Here is a 17599-nt window from a genome sequence, read left to right on the forward strand (position 1 = left end):
GTCCCGGGAGCGCTGTCCCGGGAGCGCTGTCCCGGGAGCGCTGTGCCGGGAGCGCTGGCCCGAGGAGCGCCGTCCCGGGAGCGCTGGGCGTCATCCCCAGGCGGTCGTTCATCCACAGGGCGGGCCGGTCGGCGGCAGGAAACCCGTGGGACGTCGGAGCCACGGCGCACCATCGTCGGCATGGAACCGTTCCTTGGCACCGAGGCGCTGAGCTCCGGCGCCCTCACGCGCGGCGCTCTGCGATGGAACTACCGCGCCGTGCTCCCCAACGTGTACCTCCCGAGGGACGAGACGCCGACGCTGGAGGACAGGACCATCGCGGCGTGGCTGTGGACGGGGCGCAGGGGCGTCGTCGCCGGCCGGGCCGCCGCGGCCATCTGGGGCGTCACCGGGATCGAGGCCGGCACGCCGATCGAATTGATCGGTCCGCACGCCCGACCGCATCCCGGCGTGATCGTTCGTGAGGAACGCATCGCCGACGACGAGATCCGGACGTGGCAGGGCCTGCGGGTGACGTCCCCGGCGCGTACGGCGCTCGACCTGGGTAGGCGCCTACCCACCGGGCTGGCCGTCGAGCACCTGGACGTGCTGTGCCGCGTCGCGTGTCTCACCAGGGACGAGGTCGAGCAGCAGCTCCAGCGTTACCGGGGAGTGCGGGGCATTCCACAGGCCCGGGTCGCGCTCCGGCTGATGGACGGCGGAGCGAGGTGTCCGGAGGAGACGCGGATGCGCTTGCTGCTTTACACGAACGGGGTGCCGCGCCCGAGCACCGGCATCCTCGTCGAGGACGGCGGTCGCGTCGCCCGCATCGGAATGGGTTGGGAGGGAATCAAATTGGGAGTCAGCTACTTCGCGCCACTGGAGGCCGGCGTGGGCGTGGCCGCTGGGGACCTCGTGCATCACGAGATCGTCGCGCGGACGGGATGGACGGAGGTCGGCTACGTCGGCATGGCCAACGCGGGTCTCATCGCTCGCCGCGTGCGCAGCGAGGTGTGGCGGCGCAGGGCGCGTCGGGTCTAGAGCGGGTCCCGTGCCACCGGACACGACATGCACCGGGGGCCGCCGCGGCCGGTGCCGAGCTCGGAGGCCGAGATCGGCAACACCTCGATGCCCGAATCGGCCAGTCGCGCGTTGGTCTCGGTGTTGCGCTCGTGGGCCACCACGACACCGGGCGCCAGCGCGAGCGTGTTGTTGCCGTCGTCCCACTGCTCCCGCTCGGCGGTCACCGGATCGAGGCCGGTGTCGATGACGCGCAGCTTGGAGATGCCCATCGCGTCGGCCGCCGCGTCGACGAACGGGGCGGCGCTGGTGATCGAGACGCCCTGGCTCTTCTGGCGAATCGTGAACGCGGACAACGAGTCCACGATGTTGGGGTACATGACGACGGCGTCGACGTCGACCATCGTGCACACGGTGTCGAGGTGCATCTGCGCCCGCTCCTGGGCGATCGGCACGGCCAGCACGGTGTGGGCGAGTCCGTCGTCGAACAGGCTGCGCGCCAGGGCCTCCGCGCCCGCGGGGGTCGTGCGCTCGCCGACGCCGACGGCCACCACCCCCGGCGCGAGCAACAGGACGTCACCACCCTCGACGGGCGCCGACCGCGACTCGTACGCGCGCCGCACGCCCAGGAAGCGGGGGTGGTGGGCGTAGATCAGGTCGGTCAGCGAGGTCTCGCGGATGCGGGCGGGCAGCGCCAGCGACGTGATGGCCACCCGCGGCCCGATCCAGAACGACGAGTCCCGGGTGAACAGCAGGTTGGGCAGCGGATCGATGACGAAGTCCGCGTCGTGGTGCATGCGTTGCACCAGCGACAGCTCACCACCCATGAAGGGCAACTCGTTGAAGGTCATGCCCGCCATCAGGATGCGCGCCAGCTCCTGGACGCCGAGCGTACGCAGATAGGCCGAAAGCTCTTGCGCCAGAGGCAAACCCAGGCGGCGGCTGTCGACGGCGGCGGCGATGCCCTGCATTCGCGCCGCGCCGCTGGCCAGAGCTTCGGTCAGCAGGTCGGCGAGCAACAGCACCTCGACGCCACGCGAACGCAGCAGCGCGGCGAACGCGTCGTGCTCCTCCTGCGCGCGCGCCACCCACGGCATCCCGTCGAACAGCAGCCGATCGTTGTTGCGCGGGGTCAGACGCTGCAGTTCCGGCCCGGGGCGATGCAGGATGACGACCCGCAGCGGTCCGACCTCCGAGTTCGCGCCGAGCGTCGTCCCAGTCATGAAGAGAACCGTAACGCCTCCGCCCACCTCAACTACGGTTGAGGTCATGGACGTGCTCGAGCTGACCCCCGGCGAGCTCAGCCAGCGCAGCGGCGTGGCGGTCTCGGCGCTGCACTTCTACGAGCGGGAAGGCCTGATCGTCAGCCGTCGCACCTCCGGCAACCAACGTCGCTACGCCAGGGAGACGCTGCGGCGGGTGGCGTTCATCCGGATGTCGCAGCGCCTGGGCATCCCCCTGGCCCGTATCCGGGACGCTCTCGCGACACTGCCGTCGGATCGCATCCCGACCAGCAGGGACTGGGCCCGGCTGTCGGCGGGCTGGCGTGCCGACCTCGACGAACGCATCCTGCACCTGCAGCGACTGCGCGACAACCTCACGGGCTGCATCGGCTGCGGCTGCCTCAGCCTCAAGACGTGCGTCCTCACCAATCCCGACGACGTGCTGGCCGAACGCGGACCCGGCGCCGCCAGACTGTAGCTTCGAACGCCTGTGCGATAAACTCGGCGGCGTGGCAGACACGGGTCTGGCAGTTCAGGGAGCGCTCTTCGGTCATGACGAGCGACGGGAGCTGGGCGACGGGGCGTGGATCGACGTCCGCGCCGGCTGGCTGACCGGCGCCGACGACGTGTTCGAGGCGCTGCGGACCGACGTCCCCTGGCGGGCCGAGCGGCGCCAGATGTATGACCGGGTGCTCGACGTTCCGCGGCTCGTCAGCTTCCACGACCTGCTCGCCGACCCGGCCCCGCACCCAGCGCTCGCCCGAATGCGCGTGCGGCTCAACGACATCTACGCCCGCGAGCTGGGCGAGCCGTTCACCACCGCCGGCCTCTGCCTCTACCGCGACGGCAACGACAGTGTCGCGTGGCACGGTGACACCATCGGCCGTAGCAGCACCGAGGACACGATGGTGGCGATCCTCAGCCTCGGCGCGACCCGGACCCTCGCGCTGCGTCCACGCTCCGGCGGCCGTTCGCTACGGCTACCGCAGAGTCACGGTGATCTGATCGTCATGGGCGGGTCGTGTCAGCGGACCTGGGAACACAGCGTGCCCAAGACCAGCAAGCCGACGGGTCCCCGGATCAGCGTGCAGTTCCGCCCGCGCGACGTGCGCTAGCTGCCGCGCACCGCCTTCACGGCCGCGGTCAGCAGATCGCGCGCCCGCTGGGTGTCGACGGGCGCGACCGGCTTGCCGGGGTCGACGAGCGGGTTGGCCGTCACGATGACGGTGTACGTCGCGAAGGTGGCGACGTAGTCGTAGAGCTCGCCGCTGACGAGTTTGTCGGCGACCTTCGTCTGCACCACGCGGTGGGTGCCGAGCGTGTGCACGCCGTCGATCGCGGGCGAGTCGACGACCTCGACGAGCCCGCGGACCCCGCCGCCGGCGAAGGCGACCTTCTTGCAGGCGTCGCCCGGGTCGGGGAACTGCAACGACTGCGACGTCTCGATCGCGATCGCGATGAAGCGGTTGCCGTTGCCCTCGGCCGTCGTCGCGGCCATGTTGCCCTTGATCCCCGGCGGCACCACCAGGCCCGTCGCGTCCTTGGCGCACGCCGGCGGATCGAATACGGCGCCCGGCGGAATAGCTTGCGGCGCAAGCAGTCGCGGGTCGATTCCCGTCGGTGCGACGGTGCTCACCGCGAACCCGGGACCGAAACTGGACTTGACGTCGAGGACACCCGAGATGTCGGACTTGGCGTCCGCGGGCGGCGGACTGTGCGAACACGCCGTCGCGAGGAGCGCGCACGCGAGGGCGATCGACGTCCTGAGCATCGCCGCCAATCTACCCGCGCGCGGGCACGTCCGGTCTGCGCGACACCACCGAGGCGGCGGGTTCGGTCGGAGTCGGCTCGGACGTCCGCGCGGTGGTTCAGGCCCTCGAGATCGCGGACGCCTCCGCGACCTGCTCGGCGGTCGGCCGCACCCCCGTGTAGCGCTCGAACTGCTCGGCGGCCTGCAGGGCGATCACCTCGGCGCCCGTGACGACCGGCACGCCCGCGCGCCGTGCCGCCGTGATCAACGGCGTCTCCGACGGCAGCGCCACCACGTCGAACACGGTGCTCGCGCTCGCGATGGTGGCGTCGGAGAACGCCTGCTCGGAGGCCTCCGGCGCGCCGGTCATGCCGATCGGCGTCACGTTGACGATCACTGCCGCGGTGAGGGAGCCGACCTCGCTCGCGTAGTCGTAGCCCAGCCGTTGCGCCAGCGCCCGCCCGCTGTCCTCGTTGCGCGCCACGATGATTCCCGACGCGAAGCCGTGGTCGCGGAACGCCGCCCCGACGGCGCTCGCCATGCCGCCGCTGCCGCGGATCAGTACGCGCCCCGACGGGTCGAGACCGTGCTCGTCGATCAGTCGCTGGACGGCGAGGTAGTCGGTGTTGGAGGCCCGCAGATGGCCGTCGTCGTTGACGATGGTGTTCACCGAGTGGATGACCTGGGCCGACGGTTCCACCTCGTCGACGAGGGCGATCACGTCCTCCTTGAACGGCATCGACACCGAGCACCCCCGGATCCCGAGGGCCCGCACGCCGCCGATCGCGGCCGCGATGTCGGTCGTCGTGAAGGCCTTGTAGAGGAAGTCGAGGCCGAGCTGCTCGTAGAGGTCATTGTGGAACCGCGTCCCGATGTTGCTGGGCCGGGCCGCCAGCGAGATGCACAGCCGGGTGTCCTTGCTCAGCGGCGGCCGGGTCATCCGAGCGCCCGGATCACCTGGCGGGCCGCGGACCGGATGTCGCGGCACAAGTCGGCGGGCAGGCTGAGCTCCCGCAGGTGGGGGACGTCGAATTCGGTGGTCACCACGCCGAGGTCGTCGCGCTGCCACGTCGCGCCGAAGTGGTCGAGTATCGCTCGCATCGGAAGATTGTCCGCCAGCACCCGCGCCGTGAAGCGACGGATGCCCTCGCCGTGCGCGGCGACCGCGAGCGCCTCCATGAGAAAGGTGCCGATTCCGCGGCCCTGGTAGTCGTCGCCGACGATGAACGCCACCTCGGCGACGCTGCCGCCGGGTTCGCGCACGTACCTGGCGTCGGCGACGATCGGCGCGTCGATCGCGCGGTCGGCGGTGAGCACCCAGACGAAGTGGTCGAGGTAGTCCACCTCGAACAGGTAGGCCATCAGCGCCGCCGACGGCCTGCGCGTGGTCTGGAAGCGGCGGTAATAGGTCTCGCTGGAGAACTGCACCGGCCCGTGGACGGCGCGCGCGTTGTCGCCAGGCAGGACGGGCCGCAGGTAGAGCTGCGTGCCGTCGCGCACGACGACCGGAATGGGCTCGACGTAGGTCGCCAGACGCTGCCGCGCCGTCCTGACCAGCCTCGCCATCATGGCGGGGACCTCGAGCATCGCGGCGATCGCCTCGCGCCCGCCGACCCAGCCCGACAGGCGTTCGGTGACGGTGACCGTCGCGGTCCTGGGGACGTCGCGCAGCAGGGCGATCTCACCGACGATGAGGCCGGGCGTGACCTCGACGTCGATGACGTCGCCGTCCGCGCCGACGTGCGTGACGCGGGCTCGTCCGGAACCGATGAGGAGGAAGGAGTCGGCGTGTTCGCCCTGGCGCATCAGCACCTGTCCGGGTGCGGCGGTCAGCGGTCGCAGCAGGGCGGCCAGCGGCTCGAGGGAGGTGGTCGAACAGCCGGCGAAGAATTCGAGGGCAGCCAGCTCGTCGGCGCTGACGGCCAAGGATCCCGCCACGGGTCCGACGTTACGTCATCGGGCGGGGCCGACCGCGTGGATCAGGCGTCGCCACCGTCCATGGGCGGCCCGTTGAGATCGCTGACCTGCTTGTCGGCAACCGCGGTGGCGATCGCGGTGCCGTTCTGCACGACGCCGACGATCGACACCTCGTCGTTCACGGCGAACGCGGAACCCGCGCTGCCGATGATGCTGCCGTGCTCGGTGATGGCGTTGGTCTGCGCGTCGACGACGTAGGTCCGTGCGAAGCCGTCGTCGCTGCGGGCCGTGACGGAGTTGGCCGACACCGCGACGATCCTGCCCTCCTGGCTGATGGGCTGGGCGACGGCCGGCGTCAGCTGGACGACCTTGCGTTCGGCGGTCGCACCACCGCCGTAGAGCGCGTGCGCGGCCAGGGCGGCCACGACCGCGATGACGGCGACGATCAGCGACGTGGTGGCGAAGATGATCGTGGTGCGGGACGGCGTGCGTGCTGGCATGTGGTGCCTGGATGACATGTCGGCCTCGCTTCCGTTCGACTGCCGCAGGGTTACCCGACGGCCACCGCAAGGAAACCCGACGCCGTCGGCGACGCCTCAGTGGTTCCTGAGCTCGGCGACCAGGTCGTCCTTCGTGAGCTTGGAATACCCGGACAGGCCGAGCTCCTTGGCCCGCTTCTTCAGCTCGGCGACGGTCCAGTCCTCATACGAGCCGGCCTTGCCGCCCTTCTTGCCGACCGCCGACTTTCCTTGCGCGGCAGCGGCATTGGAGATCCTGGCGGACTTCTCCTTCGAGTTGCCCTGCTTGCGCAGCTCCTCGTACATGTCTTCGTTCTTGATCGACGAGTTGGGCATCGTCACCACCTCCGTGAATGCTGGGACTGCGAGGGTTCCCACTGCCGCGGGCGGCCAATCGGATACTGCCGCGGGCGGCCAATCCGGCGCGACCCCCCGACGTACGCGGTGACGTGGCAAAACGGCATTGTCCGTCCCGCACATTCGGGTTACGCTTCGAGTCAGGTTGAGTCACAGCCGCAGAACACGTCATCGACGCCCGGCACGCATTGCGAGCGGCGGCTTTAGGCAACAGGGCCCATTCTCTGACGTAAGTCTCACCCTCGAGAACCTTGCACCTCGGAGACCACGATGTCCCTAGCCCCTGGCGCCCCTCCCTCGCAACCTCGATCCCGCGATCGCGTCCGTTGCACCACGTCGCGGGTGCGCTCGTCGATCATCCTCGTCACCGTCACCGGTGAGGTCGATGCCGCGAACGCCCTGACCCTCAGCTCGTACGTAGAAAACGAGATGGAAACCACGAGCCGCCTGATCGTGGACCTCAGATCACTCGAATTCTTTGGCACTCAAGGCTTTTCGATCCTGCACCGCATCAACGTGATGTGCTCGCGATTCGCCGTGAACTGGGTGCTGCTCGCGGGCACCGAGGCCGATCGGGTGCTGCACATCTGCGATCCCGACGGCGGCCTGCCCGTGGCGGACACCATGGAGGACGCGATCGCCGCCGTCACCCGGCCGCCGCGCAATCACCTGCGACTGGTGCCGGACTAGCGTCGCAGCCCGGCGCCCGGCACGTCGCCGCGCGCCGCGACCGACACCACCGCGCCCTTGACCAGCACGTCGATGACGACGTCGTCGTCCAGGTAGCGCGCCAGTGGCGCGAGGTGCTCGGTCGCGCCGATCAGCGCGTTGGCCTCGTCGCCGCTGAGCGGATAGTCCGCGACGGGGTGGCGCCAGTGGGCGGCGACCAGGGTCGTGCCCGTCGCCAACCGCGCGCATTCGCGGTCGAACACCCCCCGCAGGGTGGGACCCGCCAGGTAGTAGGCGACCTCCGAGATCACGACGAGGTCGAAGGGTTCCGCGGGCCAGGCCGCGTCGAGCGATCCGAGGCGCAGGTCGAGGCCGTCGGCACCGGCCGCGCGGGCGCGGGTGGCGTCCAGCGCGGCCTGCGAGACGTCCAGGGAGGTGACGCGGTCGCACCGCTGCAGTAGCTGCGCGGTCAGCACGCCAACCGAACAGCCCGGCTCGAAGGCGTGCCGGTATCGGCGGTCGGGCAGCATCGCCATGGTGAGGGCGTACTTGCGCTCCTCGTACCACCGCTCGGCCAGCTGCCAGGGATCGCCGGCGGCGGCGTACATGTCGTCGAAGTAGCTGTCGGGCAGGCGGTCCATCAGAGGATGACCGCCTCGCCCACGGCGAAGATTCGCTGCAGCACGAACGGCGGCAGCACGGGGTCGAGCGCCGGCTCGTAGGGCGTGAGCTGCGAGTCGAACGCCGCGGCCGCGCGGCGCTTGCGGGCGGTGGCGGCGTGGTCGTGCGGGGCCACTGCCATACGCGCCCAGGGCACCGCCTCGTCCCCCGGCCGCGCCCAGTGCCACGTCCACACCGGGTATTCGAGCAACCGGGCCCCGGTGCGCTCGGCGGCCGTCGCGGCGCTGCGCCCGACGGCTTCGTGGTCGGGATGCCCGTCGCCTCGCCACGTCGCCGCGCACCACGTTCCGTTGGGTCCCTGGCCGAGCACGTCGGCGAGCCGCTCGCTCAGCTCGGCCTCGTGGTCGGCGAGGCCGCCGTCGGGCAGGTCGAGGCAGATCGCGTCGTCGAGCCCGAGGATCGCGGTGGCGTTCTTCAGTTCGGTGCGGCGGTCCTCGACCAGCCATCGACGCTCCAGCCGGGACAGCCCCGGGACGCTCCCCCCGCCGTCGCTGACGCACACCACGGTGACGTCCACCCCGCGCGACTTCAGCAGTGAGGCCGTCGCTCCGAAACCCAGTGTCTCGTCGTCGGGGTGGGGTGCGACGACGACGAGGGCCGGGCACTCGGTGAGATCGAGGACGGGGAGGCCGCGGTGCCAGTCGCGCCACAGCGCGGCGGGCGTGCCACCGCCCGCGATTGGCGTCGCAGCCAACCGGGCGCCGTTTCCGCCGGTCACCGCGCTGCGGCCTTGCCGAGCGCGGCCAGATCCCGCTCGGCGTGACTCTGACGGACGTAGATGGTGAGGTCGGCGACGCGCTGGGCATGCTTGCCGTCGAGCACCAGGGGGCCGGGGCCGAGTGCGCGGCCGGTGCGGGTGATGGCCTCGTCCACGGCGTGTTCGACGACGGCGCGCACCCGGCGGGCGATGAGCTCGGTGCGTTTGCCATGGGGCTCGGCATCGACGTAGCACGCCGCGGACACCAGCATCGCCTCCGCAGCGGCGAGCGCCGCGTCGACGGCTCCGAGGTGGGCGTGCGCGTGGACGTCGCGCACCGCGCCCTCGTGCTCGTCGGCCACCGCACGGTACAGCGGCGCCGCCACGCCGCGGGCGCCCCCGAGCCAGCACGCCGCGACCCCCATCGCGCCGTGCCAGAACCCCGGCCGCGTCAGGTATTCGCCGGGTCGGCCGACGGGGATGGCGACGGCCTCGGTGAACCGGACCGACCGGGTGTCGGAGGCGTGCATGCCGACGTTGTGCCAGTCGTCGGCCAGTGGCTGCACCCCCGGCTGACGCAGGTCGACGGCGTACAGGCCGCGCACGTTGTCCTCGCGGCGCGCCGTGACGAGGGCGTGGGTGCAGATCCCCGCACCCGAACACCAGGCCTTCGTCCCGTCGAGCACCGCCGACCCGGCGCCGTCCTCGGTCACCGTGTCAGTGACGGTGACCAAGGCCTGCGGCGCCTCGGCCGCCCACACGCCCCACAGCTCCCCGAAGCCCGGCGGCGGACCGTCGAGTTCGGCGAGGATGGCCACGGCGTCGGCGTGCGCCTCCGCCAACCGCCCTGCGACGACGTCGTTCTCGGTGAGCGCGGCCAACTTCCACCACCGCGAGCCCGTGCGGCCGGACCCGGGCGCGGGCAGGTCGAGCTCGCCCGCGTCGAGCCAGCGGCGCACCAGGTCGGCCGTCATGCCACGTCCCCGCGCCGCGCCACGCCCCTGAGGTAGTTGGCGAAACCCTTCGGCGCCCGTCCTTCGCGCCGGGCGGAGGTCTCGACCGACAGTTCGGGGTCGCGGTGGATGCGCCGACCGTCGCGCTCGAAGCGCCGCACCAGATCGACGTCCTCGCGCGAGGCCAGGGCCGCGAATCCGCCGATGGCCCAATAGGAGTCGGCCCGGAACCCCATGTTCGCGCCGTGCACGTGACCGTGTCCGCCGCCGCGCCGCTCCGACTTCGCCCGGTACGCGGCCAGGTAGCGCCGCACCGATGCGGCCGACAGGTTCTGCCAGTTGGTGATGCGGACGACGCCGAGCACCATGTCGACGTCGGCCGCCATCTGGCGCACCAGCCAGTCGGGGTCGACCCGACTGTCGGCATCGGTCGTGGCGTACCAGACGCGGGAGTCGTCGTCGTCGAGCACGCGTCGCGCGTACGTGAAACCCGCCGCGCGGGCGGCACCGACGTTCTTGGCGTCGACCTCGACGAAGTGCACGTCGGCACCGAATCGTCCGGCGAGCGCGGCACTCCCGTCGGTGCAGGCGTCCAGCACGACGACGGTCAGCACCGGTATGTCGAGGCACGCTGCCGCGGTGACGATGGCCTTGAGGCACTGCGGCAACTTGTCGGCTTCGTCGTGGGCGGGGATGACCACGACCGCGCGGTCGAACGTCACCGGCATAGTCACCGCCTTGGTCCCACTCGTCGGCGCAAGACCATCGTCCTCTCCTCAGTCGTCGGCACGGACCCCGTGGTCGTGCGCGTATGTCGAGGTGGGAGACGTACCCGGCGGCGTCGCTCCGAAACCGACCCGCCCGCCATCGGTCAGAGGTGAGGCGCTTCCTTGATCTTGCTGTCCTGCTTGCCCGACGTCTGGCAGAAGGTCTGGACCGACAGCTTGGTTCCGGTGACCTCGAGTTGGGCCGGATCGCTGCCCTTTTCGTCCTTGAGCATCTTCGTGACCGCGGTCTGCTGGTCGGAGTCGTTGGCGGCGAGGAAGTCCTTGCAGCTGGTGTCGCCGCCCTCCGCCTTCGCGCCGCACCCGCTCAACAGGACACCGAGTGCCAGGCTGCCAGCCGCAATACCCGTCATCACCCTCGTGCTCTTCACGGCCAATTCCTCCTGAACGTTCGCTGTGACCGCCATGGTCCCCCTCCTTGTGCCCAGGCGCCCAGCCCCCGAAACGTCCGAATCTGGGGGCCTATCCGGCCTTTCCGAACTGCTCGACGACGGCGGCGCAGAACGCGGGCAGGTCGTCCGGGGACCGGCTGGAGACGATGTTGCCGTCGACGACGACCTCCTCGTCCACCGCGGTGGCTCCGGCGTTGGCGAGGTCCGTACGCAGGCTGGGATAGGAGGTCAGCGTCCGACCGCTGGCGACGCCGGCCTCGATGAGCGTCCACGGAGCGTGACAGATGACGGCCACCGGCTTGCCCGACTCGACGAACTCGCGGACGAAGGCGACGGCCGCGGAGTCCAACCGAAGCTTGTCGGCATTCACGGTGCCGCCGGGAATCAGGAGGCCGTCGAATTCGTCCACCCGCGCATCGGCCACGACGCGATCGACGGCGAACTCGCCAGCCGGCTCCAGGTCGTGGTTGCGGGCGTCGATCGAGCCGCTCTCCAGTGAGAGCAACTCGGTCTGCGCGCCCGCCTCGGTCACCGCGGCGCGCGGCTCCTCTAGTTCCCGTCGTTCCACGCCGTTGGTGGCGAGGATCGCCACCCGCTTGCCCTGCAGGACGTCATCACTCATGGCGTCACTCCTTTCGTTGGTGGATTGCTCAGCTATCTCACGCCGCGTCGACCGAGGTGGTGGCGGCGCTGGAGATGCCCTGGCGGCCCAGGTCGGCCACGATCAACTGGCGCAGTCGCCGACCGGCGTCGAACTGCTTGCCGGGCAACGTGCGCGCCACCATCCTGAGCTTGACCTCGTCGACGCCGATGCTCTCCACGCCCATCAGCGACGGCTTGTCGAGCAGGATGCCGGGCAGCATCTCGTCCTTCATCGCCTTCTCGGACACGCCCTTGAGCACCTCGTTGACGCGGTTGAGATCGGAGGCGACGGGCACCGGGATGTCGACGACGGCGCGCGCCCAGTCCTTCGACAGGTTCAGCGACTTCACGATCTGACCGTTGGGGACGGTGAACATCTCACCGTCGCTCGTCCTGACCTTGGTCACCCGCAGCGTGACGTCCTCGACCGTGCCCACCGCGTCGTTGTTGGCGGCGATCGTGAGCTGCACCAAGTCGCCGAAGCCGTATTGCTTCTCGGTGATGATGAAGAACCCGCTCAGCAGATCCTGCACGATGCGCTGGGCGCCGAAGCCGAGTGCGGCGCCGAGCACCGCCGCCGGAGCCACCAGCGAGCCGATGGGCAGTCCGAATTCGTTGAGCACATCGACCGACACCACCACGTAGAGCACGGCGATCGCCACCGACGAGATCACCGACGCGACGGCCTGGCGGTGCTTGACGCTCTCCGATCGCACCGTGGCATCGGCGTCGTCACCCTCGGCGAGCCGCCGGCTGATCCGCGCGGCGAGCTGACGGATCAGCCGCGTCGCCACCACGGTGGCGACGATCAGCAGCACGATGTGCAGACCCTTGGTGAGCAGCCAGTGTCCGAACGACGAACCCCAGAGCGCATTCCAGGTCTGCCGCAATTCCATTGCGTGGTAAGTAGTGGTCATTGTCGATGTCGCACAGTCGCAGACTGCTACGGCCCTCCGTTCCCTGATTGTCATCGAATACCTTGCGCCGCAATACTTTTGATGCCAGCGGCGTCTCGTGAACGCATCGGGCGCCCCGGTAGGCGTTCCCGACCCCGCCGGGGCACAAACGCCGCTGCGTTGGCAATCGGCTGGACGCGCGCCATTCGTACGGCCCGTCGTTGTTTGTGCGGCCTGGGTCGGGGAACCCCGCCGTGCATGACTGCACCCGCTGTGTTGTTCGACATCGACGGCACCCTGATCGACTCCAATTACCTGCACGTCCATGCCTGGCAGCGGGCGTTCGACGAGGAGGACTTCGACGTCGAGGCGTGGCGTATTCACCGTCTGATCGGCATGGATGGGTCCAAACTCGTCGAAACCCTGGTGCCCGACGCTTCCGACGACGCGGCCGACCGGCTCAAGGAGCTCAACTCGCGGTTCTACATGGAGTTGATCGGGTTGCTCAGGCCACTGCCCGGCGCCCTACGCCTCCTCGACGTGGTTGCCGAGATGGGCATGCAGGCCGTGTTGGCGACGTCGGCGCCCGAGGACGAGCTCGACGCGCTGCGCAAGGTTCTGCAGCGCGACGACCTGGTGTCGGCGATGACGTCGTCCGACGACGTGGGCACGGCGAAGCCTCAGCCGGGCATCGTCGAGGTGGCCCTGAAGCGGGCCGACGTCCCCGCCGAGCGCGCGGTGTTCGTCGGCGATGCAGTGTGGGACGTGCGGGCGGCCAAGCGGGCCGGGGTGGAGTGCATCGGCGTGGAGAGCGGCGGCATCGACCGGCACCTGCTGCTGTCCGAGGGTGCCGTTGCGGTGTACTCCAACGCCCAGGACCTGCTCGACCAGCTGCACGACGGGCCGATCGGAGCGCTAGCCGCGAAGTACGTCCAGCGCTGAGTCGACCCGTCGGGCGAGCCGACTCAATCCTGGTGTTTGCGAAGCGAATCTGGGCGGTGGACGGCGTCGTTGCCACTCTTGTCGCTGACCACGCGGTACTGCGGGTCGTCCTTCGACGCGCGCACGGTGCGTCCTGCCGCCTTCGTGTCCTCGGTGATCTTCTCCTCGACCCGTCCGACAGCCTTACCGCCGTGGCTGTCCCACTCGACGTGGTCGCCCTTCGTGAATTCATCGTTTGCCATGGACGCGTATTACCCCGCTTCCCGCCGCCGAAAGCATGCGGGCTGGCAGGATGGGACGGTGGACGTCGTCGAGCGAAACAGCGTGCGGGTCGTCGGCCCCGAGACGGGTCCGACGCTGTTGCTGGCGCACGGTTTCGGCTGCGATCAGAACCTCTGGCGCCTGGTCGAGGCGCGGCTGCAGGACGAATTCCGGGTGGTGCTGTTCGACCACGTCGGGTCCGGCCGGTCCGACCCGGCGGCGTGGAACGCCGAGCGGTATTCGTCGATGCAGTCCTACGCCGAGGACGTCCTCGACGTCGTCACCCAACTCGACCTGACCGACGTGGTCTTCGTCGGGCACTCCGTCGGCGCGATGATGGGGGTGCTGGCCGTGGCGGCGGAGCCCGACCGCTTCGCCAAGCTCGTCCTGCTGACGCCGTCGCCCTGCTACCTGGATGACGACGACTACACCGGCGGTTTCTCCCGGGCCGACGTCGACGAACTCCTCGAGTCGATGGAGAGCAACTACCTCGGTTGGTCGCGGATCATGGCGCCGGTGGTGATGGGCACCCCCGACCGGCCCGAACTCGAGGACGAACTGACCGACGCGTTCTGTCGCAACGACCCGGCCATGGCCCGGGTGTTCGCTCGCACGACGTTCCTCTCCGACAACCGCGACGACCTGAGGCGGGTTGCCGTGCCGACGCTGGTGCTCGAATGCGCCCACGACACCCTGGCTCCCCGGGCGGTGGGCGCCTACACCCGCGACCACATCCCCGGCGCCCGACTGGTCACCATCGAGGCGACCGGCCACTGCCCTCAACTCAGCGCGCCCGACGAAACCGCCGCGGCCATAGCCGAATTCGCACGGACGCCGTGACCGGCGGCGACGTAGCCGATCTGGGTGACGCCTTCGACGACGCGCCCTGCGGTTACCTCGTCACCGCCCCCAACGGGGTCATCAGAGCGGCCAACGCCACGATGGCGTCGTGGCTCGGGCGCGAGCGGGCGACGCTGATCGGCACGTCGTTCGGGCAGCTGCTGACCACGGGCGGCCGCATCCACTACGAAACCCATTTCGCCCCAATGCTTCTCGCCGCGGGCGGGCTCACCGGTATCTCGCTCGACCTGGTCGCCGCCGACGGGCGACGCATCCCGGTGCTGGTCACGGCGAACGCGAAGACTGGGGACGACGGAAAGCCCGTCCTGATCCGCATCGTCGCGACCGACGCCGCGGACCGCCGCTCCTACGAGCGGGAGCTCCTGGCCGAACGGCGACGTGCCGAGGAGGAGCGCAGGCGGGCGCTGGCGCTGGCCGAGACACTGCAGTATTCGCTTCTGCCGCCCTCGCTTTCGCCGCCGCGGGGTTTGGAGTCCGCCGCCCACTATCACAGCCCGACCGCCGGCGAGGTCGGCGGCGACTTCTACGACTTGTTCCCGCTGACGAGGGACAGGTACGGCTTCTTCCTCGGCGACGTGTGTGGCAAGGGCGTCGCCGCGGCCTCGCTGACGTCGCTGACCCGGTACACGTTGCGCGCGGCGGCCGTCAGCGACGAGGATCCCGCCACGGTGCTGCACACGCTCGACAGCGTGCTGAAGCAGGATGCGTACGCCAAGCGCGGTTGGTTCTGCACCGTGCTGTTCGGCGTCATCGGCAGCCGCGGCGAGGCCTTCGACGTCGAGGTCGCCAGCGGCGGGCATCCTCCGCCCCTGCTGCTCGGAGCCGACGGGACGGCGGCCTACGTGCCCATCGAAGGCGGACAGGCCGTCGGGCTGTTCGCGGAGCCCAACTTCTCGATGGCACGGTTCACGCTGACCGCGGGCGACACCCTGGTGCTCTACAGCGACGGCTTCACCGAGGCGCGAACGGGCAAGGGCCGCAAGCGCTTCGACGACGACGGGGCGCTGCTGGAGTTCGGCGCCGCCCAAGCCCCGTGCGGTGCTGCCGACGTCGTGCGCGCCATGCGCGGCCTCATCGACGACCTCGGCGCGGGCGTCGAGGACGACGCCGCCGTGCTCGCCCTCGGCGTACCGGGCGCCCCCTCAGCCCGATGACGGGTCGCCCGCCCCGGGTCTGCCGAGGAGGCGTTCGGGGTGGTGGTAGTAGTTGAGCCGGGGTTGGCCGGTGTCGAGTTCTGGGGGTGGGATCCATTGCACCCCTTGGGGTGTGATGGTGACCGTCCAGCCGTACTCGGCGAGGCGGTTGTCGGGTGGGCAGGCCAGGACTTCTTCGTTGACGTTGGTTAGGCCGCCGTTCTTCGCCCACCCGTTGACGTGATGGACCTGGGTGCCATAGGCCGGGACGGTGCAGCCGGGTTTGGTGCAGCCGCGGTCGCGGGCGTAGAGCACGATGCGGTGCGCCGGTGGGGCGATGCGTTTGGTGCGCCCGCAGTAGAGCACTTCGTTGGTGTGGCGATCGAACACCGTCAGGTAGTGGTAGGCGTGGGATGCCATGCGGATGACGTCGCGCATGGGGAGCACGGTGCCCCCGGCGGTGACCGCAGTCCTAGAGGTGGGTGGGCGTGGTGCGGGGGTGGGGGTTGGCGCGGACGGTGCGGGCTGGGGCGGCGCGGGCTTGGGGGCGGGCTTGGACGGTGCGGGGGTGCTGTTGGCGTCTGACCCGAGCTCGGCCTCGGCGGGTTCTGTGTCGTTCTGCGGTGCGGCGGTCGGTTCTTGCTCGGCTGCGGGCTCACCCTCCGAGGCGGCCACCGCGGGCTCGGGCTCGGCAGGTGGGGTGGTGGCGGCAGCGTCGTCGCGCTGCGGCGTGACCGCGGGCTCGGGCTGTGAGTCGGCGACGGGCTCGGGCTCGGGCTCGGGCTCGGGATCAGGATCGGGGTTGGCCGCGGTCCCGGCGTCCGACGCGGCGGGTTCGGGTTCAGCGTCCAGCTCGGGCTGAGCGGCAGGCCCGCCCCCCACTTCCTCGTCGAACAGTGTCGCCGGCGGGGGCGGCGTCCGGGGCAGGCCCGCGGCGGCCTCCAGATCCTGCAGGGTGGTGCTGATGATCACCGTCACCGGCAACCCGTTGTGCTGACCCAACGTGCCGGATTGCAGCACCATCCGCCCCACGGCGACCATCGCATCGAGCTGACGCCGCCCCAGCGACCGATGATCCCCCTCGATCTGCTCCCGGCTCGGGGTACCGGACACACACGGATGAGGGTCTTCGCGGTTGCACATTCCCGGGGCGGCCAACTTGGCGTAGATCGCCTCCCACACCGCCCGGGCCTCGGGATCGAGTTCCCCGCTGAGCACACTCATCCCATCAGCGCGTTGCGGACCCAACGCCAGGGACCCACTCGGCGGCGCCGGATCGGTGTCGTCGGGTTCGGGGCCGTCCTGATCGAGGTAGGTCAACAACTTGTCGGCGACCTTCTTCAACTCCTCCGGCGTCAACCCGGGGGCCTGCAACGCCAGCGACGCCTCACACCCCTCCCGGTCGGCCACCGACACCCAGGCCGGCACCTTGGCGAAGAACTCCCGAATCCTGACCACGTGATCGGCCCCGATCGCCCCCTGGGCGACCAGCGCCGCCACCAACGGCAACACCGGCTCCTGAGACTCACCGATCAGCGAGACCCGCGGCCCCAAATCACGGGCGTGATCCAGCCGGCGCTGCGCATCGACAGCGGTGATCTTCAGCCGATCCGCCAGCAGCGCCTTCCACGACGTGCCGCCCAGGGCGACGGGGTTGGCCTCGCGGGACAACCGGGCCAGGATCTGGTGGATCAACGCCGCGCGGCGCCGATCGGCGACCTCCAATTCCCCCAACGCCCCCAGCAGTTCGGTGACGCCGAAGGACTCCAGGCTCAAGCCGGCCACGGCGTCAGAGGCCGCGAGATAACGCTCGAGCATCTCACGGTCACCGTCCCCATCCACCCTTCGAACATACCTTCGACCACCGACACCACCCCGCTCACCAAGCACCCAAAGCCGCAGTTGCACAACACGATTCGCTCA

At 70.2% G+C, this 17599-nt stretch carries 22 protein-coding genes; 7 read left to right on the forward strand and 15 right to left on the reverse strand.

Translation table 11 applies throughout. The features are described from left to right. Positions 1-180 precede the first annotated feature (180 nt). A complete protein-coding gene (locus G6N60_RS21760; protein WP_163741174.1) occupies positions 181-1020 on the forward strand; it encodes a type IV toxin-antitoxin system AbiEi family antitoxin in 840 nt (279 codons plus the stop codon). Here G6N60_RS21760 and arcA read toward each other — a convergent pair. Then, positions 1017-2222 (reverse strand): arginine deiminase, encoded by a 1206-nt coding sequence (gene arcA, locus G6N60_RS21765; protein WP_163741176.1) that lies wholly within the window; start codon positions 2220-2222, stop codon positions 1017-1019. The two genes, G6N60_RS21760 and arcA, sit on opposite strands and share 4 nt — an antisense overlap. Before the next feature lie 46 nt (positions 2223-2268). On the opposite strand from arcA, the gene soxR reads away from it, so the two are divergent. After that, a complete protein-coding gene (soxR, locus tag G6N60_RS21770; RefSeq protein ID WP_163741179.1) occupies positions 2269-2700 on the forward strand; it encodes a redox-sensitive transcriptional activator SoxR in 432 nt (143 codons plus the stop codon). Between the two features lie 31 nt (positions 2701-2731). Then, positions 2732-3337 (forward strand): alpha-ketoglutarate-dependent dioxygenase AlkB, encoded by a 606-nt coding sequence (locus tag G6N60_RS21775; RefSeq protein WP_246240900.1) that lies wholly within the window; start codon positions 2732-2734, stop codon positions 3335-3337. Here the strand turns inward: G6N60_RS21775 and G6N60_RS21780 are convergent. From G6N60_RS21780 to G6N60_RS21800, 5 genes are all read right to left on the reverse strand, one after another. Continuing rightward, entirely contained in the window at positions 3334-3993 is a 660-nt protein-coding gene (locus G6N60_RS21780; protein ID WP_163741181.1) for a DUF5642 family protein, read from the reverse strand. The two genes, G6N60_RS21775 and G6N60_RS21780, sit on opposite strands and share 4 nt — an antisense overlap. 97 nt (positions 3994-4090) lie before the next feature. After that, positions 4091-4912 (reverse strand): shikimate 5-dehydrogenase, encoded by an 822-nt coding sequence (locus G6N60_RS21785; RefSeq protein WP_163741183.1) that lies wholly within the window; start codon positions 4910-4912, stop codon positions 4091-4093. Continuing rightward, positions 4909-5910, reverse strand: a complete 1002-nt coding sequence (locus G6N60_RS21790) for an acetyltransferase Pat (RefSeq protein WP_163741185.1) — start codon at positions 5908-5910, stop codon at positions 4909-4911. The genes G6N60_RS21785 and G6N60_RS21790 overlap by 4 nt, the downstream gene beginning before the upstream one ends. 41 nt (positions 5911-5951) lie before the next feature. Beyond that, positions 5952-6389 (reverse strand): hypothetical protein, encoded by a 438-nt coding sequence (locus G6N60_RS21795; protein ID WP_163741187.1) that lies wholly within the window; start codon positions 6387-6389, stop codon positions 5952-5954. Between the two features lie 96 nt (positions 6390-6485). Beyond that, positions 6486-6743: a DUF7218 family protein gene (locus tag G6N60_RS21800; RefSeq protein WP_163741190.1), complete on the reverse strand. Its 258-nt coding sequence runs from the start codon at positions 6741-6743 to the stop codon at positions 6486-6488. Between the two features lie 363 nt (positions 6744-7106). Here G6N60_RS21800 and G6N60_RS21805 point away from each other — a divergent pair, with 363 nt between their 5' ends. Then, positions 7107-7454, forward strand: coding sequence for an STAS domain-containing protein (locus G6N60_RS21805; protein ID WP_163741192.1), 348 nt, complete (start codon positions 7107-7109; stop codon positions 7452-7454). On the opposite strand, the gene G6N60_RS21810 is transcribed toward G6N60_RS21805, so the two are convergent. From G6N60_RS21810 to G6N60_RS21840, 7 genes are all read right to left on the reverse strand, one after another. Further along, positions 7451-8074: an SAM-dependent methyltransferase gene (locus G6N60_RS21810; protein ID WP_308206232.1), complete on the reverse strand. Its 624-nt coding sequence runs from the start codon at positions 8072-8074 to the stop codon at positions 7451-7453. The two genes, G6N60_RS21805 and G6N60_RS21810, sit on opposite strands and share 4 nt — an antisense overlap. Then, positions 8074-8832: a PIG-L deacetylase family protein gene (locus tag G6N60_RS21815; protein WP_163741194.1), complete on the reverse strand. Its 759-nt coding sequence runs from the start codon at positions 8830-8832 to the stop codon at positions 8074-8076. Before G6N60_RS21815 ends, G6N60_RS21810 begins: the two co-directional genes overlap by 1 nt. Beyond that, a complete protein-coding gene (locus G6N60_RS21820) occupies positions 8829-9785 on the reverse strand; it encodes an acyl-CoA dehydrogenase family protein (protein ID WP_163741196.1) in 957 nt (318 codons plus the stop codon). The genes G6N60_RS21815 and G6N60_RS21820 overlap by 4 nt, the downstream gene beginning before the upstream one ends. Continuing rightward, the gene (locus G6N60_RS21825; RefSeq protein ID WP_163741198.1) at positions 9782-10492 is read right to left on the reverse strand and encodes a glycosyltransferase family 2 protein; all 711 of its coding nucleotides are present in this window, start codon (positions 10490-10492) and stop codon (positions 9782-9784) included. The genes G6N60_RS21820 and G6N60_RS21825 overlap by 4 nt, the downstream gene beginning before the upstream one ends. A gap of 143 nt (positions 10493-10635) precedes the next feature. After that, positions 10636-10956, reverse strand: a complete 321-nt coding sequence (locus tag G6N60_RS21830; RefSeq protein ID WP_372510970.1) for a hypothetical protein — start codon at positions 10954-10956, stop codon at positions 10636-10638. A 55-nt stretch (positions 10957-11011) separates the two neighbouring features. Continuing rightward, positions 11012-11563: a type 1 glutamine amidotransferase domain-containing protein gene (locus G6N60_RS21835; protein ID WP_163741200.1), complete on the reverse strand. Its 552-nt coding sequence runs from the start codon at positions 11561-11563 to the stop codon at positions 11012-11014. Between the two features lie 37 nt (positions 11564-11600). After that, the gene (locus tag G6N60_RS21840) at positions 11601-12479 is read right to left on the reverse strand and encodes a mechanosensitive ion channel family protein (RefSeq protein WP_246240903.1); all 879 of its coding nucleotides are present in this window, start codon (positions 12477-12479) and stop codon (positions 11601-11603) included. A gap of 258 nt (positions 12480-12737) precedes the next feature. On the opposite strand from G6N60_RS21840, the gene G6N60_RS21845 reads away from it, so the two are divergent. Beyond that, complete coding sequence (locus G6N60_RS21845; protein WP_163741203.1) at positions 12738-13421, forward strand: HAD family hydrolase; 684 nt, start codon at positions 12738-12740, stop codon at positions 13419-13421. 23 nt (positions 13422-13444) lie between these two features. On the opposite strand, the gene G6N60_RS21850 is transcribed toward G6N60_RS21845, so the two are convergent. After that, the gene (locus tag G6N60_RS21850) at positions 13445-13663 is read right to left on the reverse strand and encodes a hypervirulence associated TUDOR domain-containing protein (protein ID WP_163741205.1); all 219 of its coding nucleotides are present in this window, start codon (positions 13661-13663) and stop codon (positions 13445-13447) included. 58 nt (positions 13664-13721) lie between these two features. On the opposite strand from G6N60_RS21850, the gene G6N60_RS21855 reads away from it, so the two are divergent. Further along, positions 13722-14522: an alpha/beta fold hydrolase gene (locus tag G6N60_RS21855; protein ID WP_163741207.1), complete on the forward strand. Its 801-nt coding sequence runs from the start codon at positions 13722-13724 to the stop codon at positions 14520-14522. Then, complete coding sequence (locus G6N60_RS21860) at positions 14519-15697, forward strand: SpoIIE family protein phosphatase (protein WP_246240905.1); 1179 nt, start codon at positions 14519-14521, stop codon at positions 15695-15697. Before G6N60_RS21855 ends, G6N60_RS21860 begins: the two co-directional genes overlap by 4 nt. On the opposite strand, the gene G6N60_RS28670 is transcribed toward G6N60_RS21860, so the two are convergent. After that, positions 15686-17518: an HNH endonuclease signature motif containing protein gene (locus G6N60_RS28670; RefSeq protein ID WP_163741210.1), complete on the reverse strand. Its 1833-nt coding sequence runs from the start codon at positions 17516-17518 to the stop codon at positions 15686-15688. The genes G6N60_RS21860 and G6N60_RS28670 overlap by 12 nt on opposite strands. Between the last annotated feature and the right edge of the window lie 81 nt (positions 17519-17599).

This window comes from Mycolicibacterium madagascariense (genome assembly GCF_010729665.1).
GTDB lineage: Bacteria > Actinomycetota > Actinomycetes > Mycobacteriales > Mycobacteriaceae > Mycobacterium > Mycobacterium madagascariense.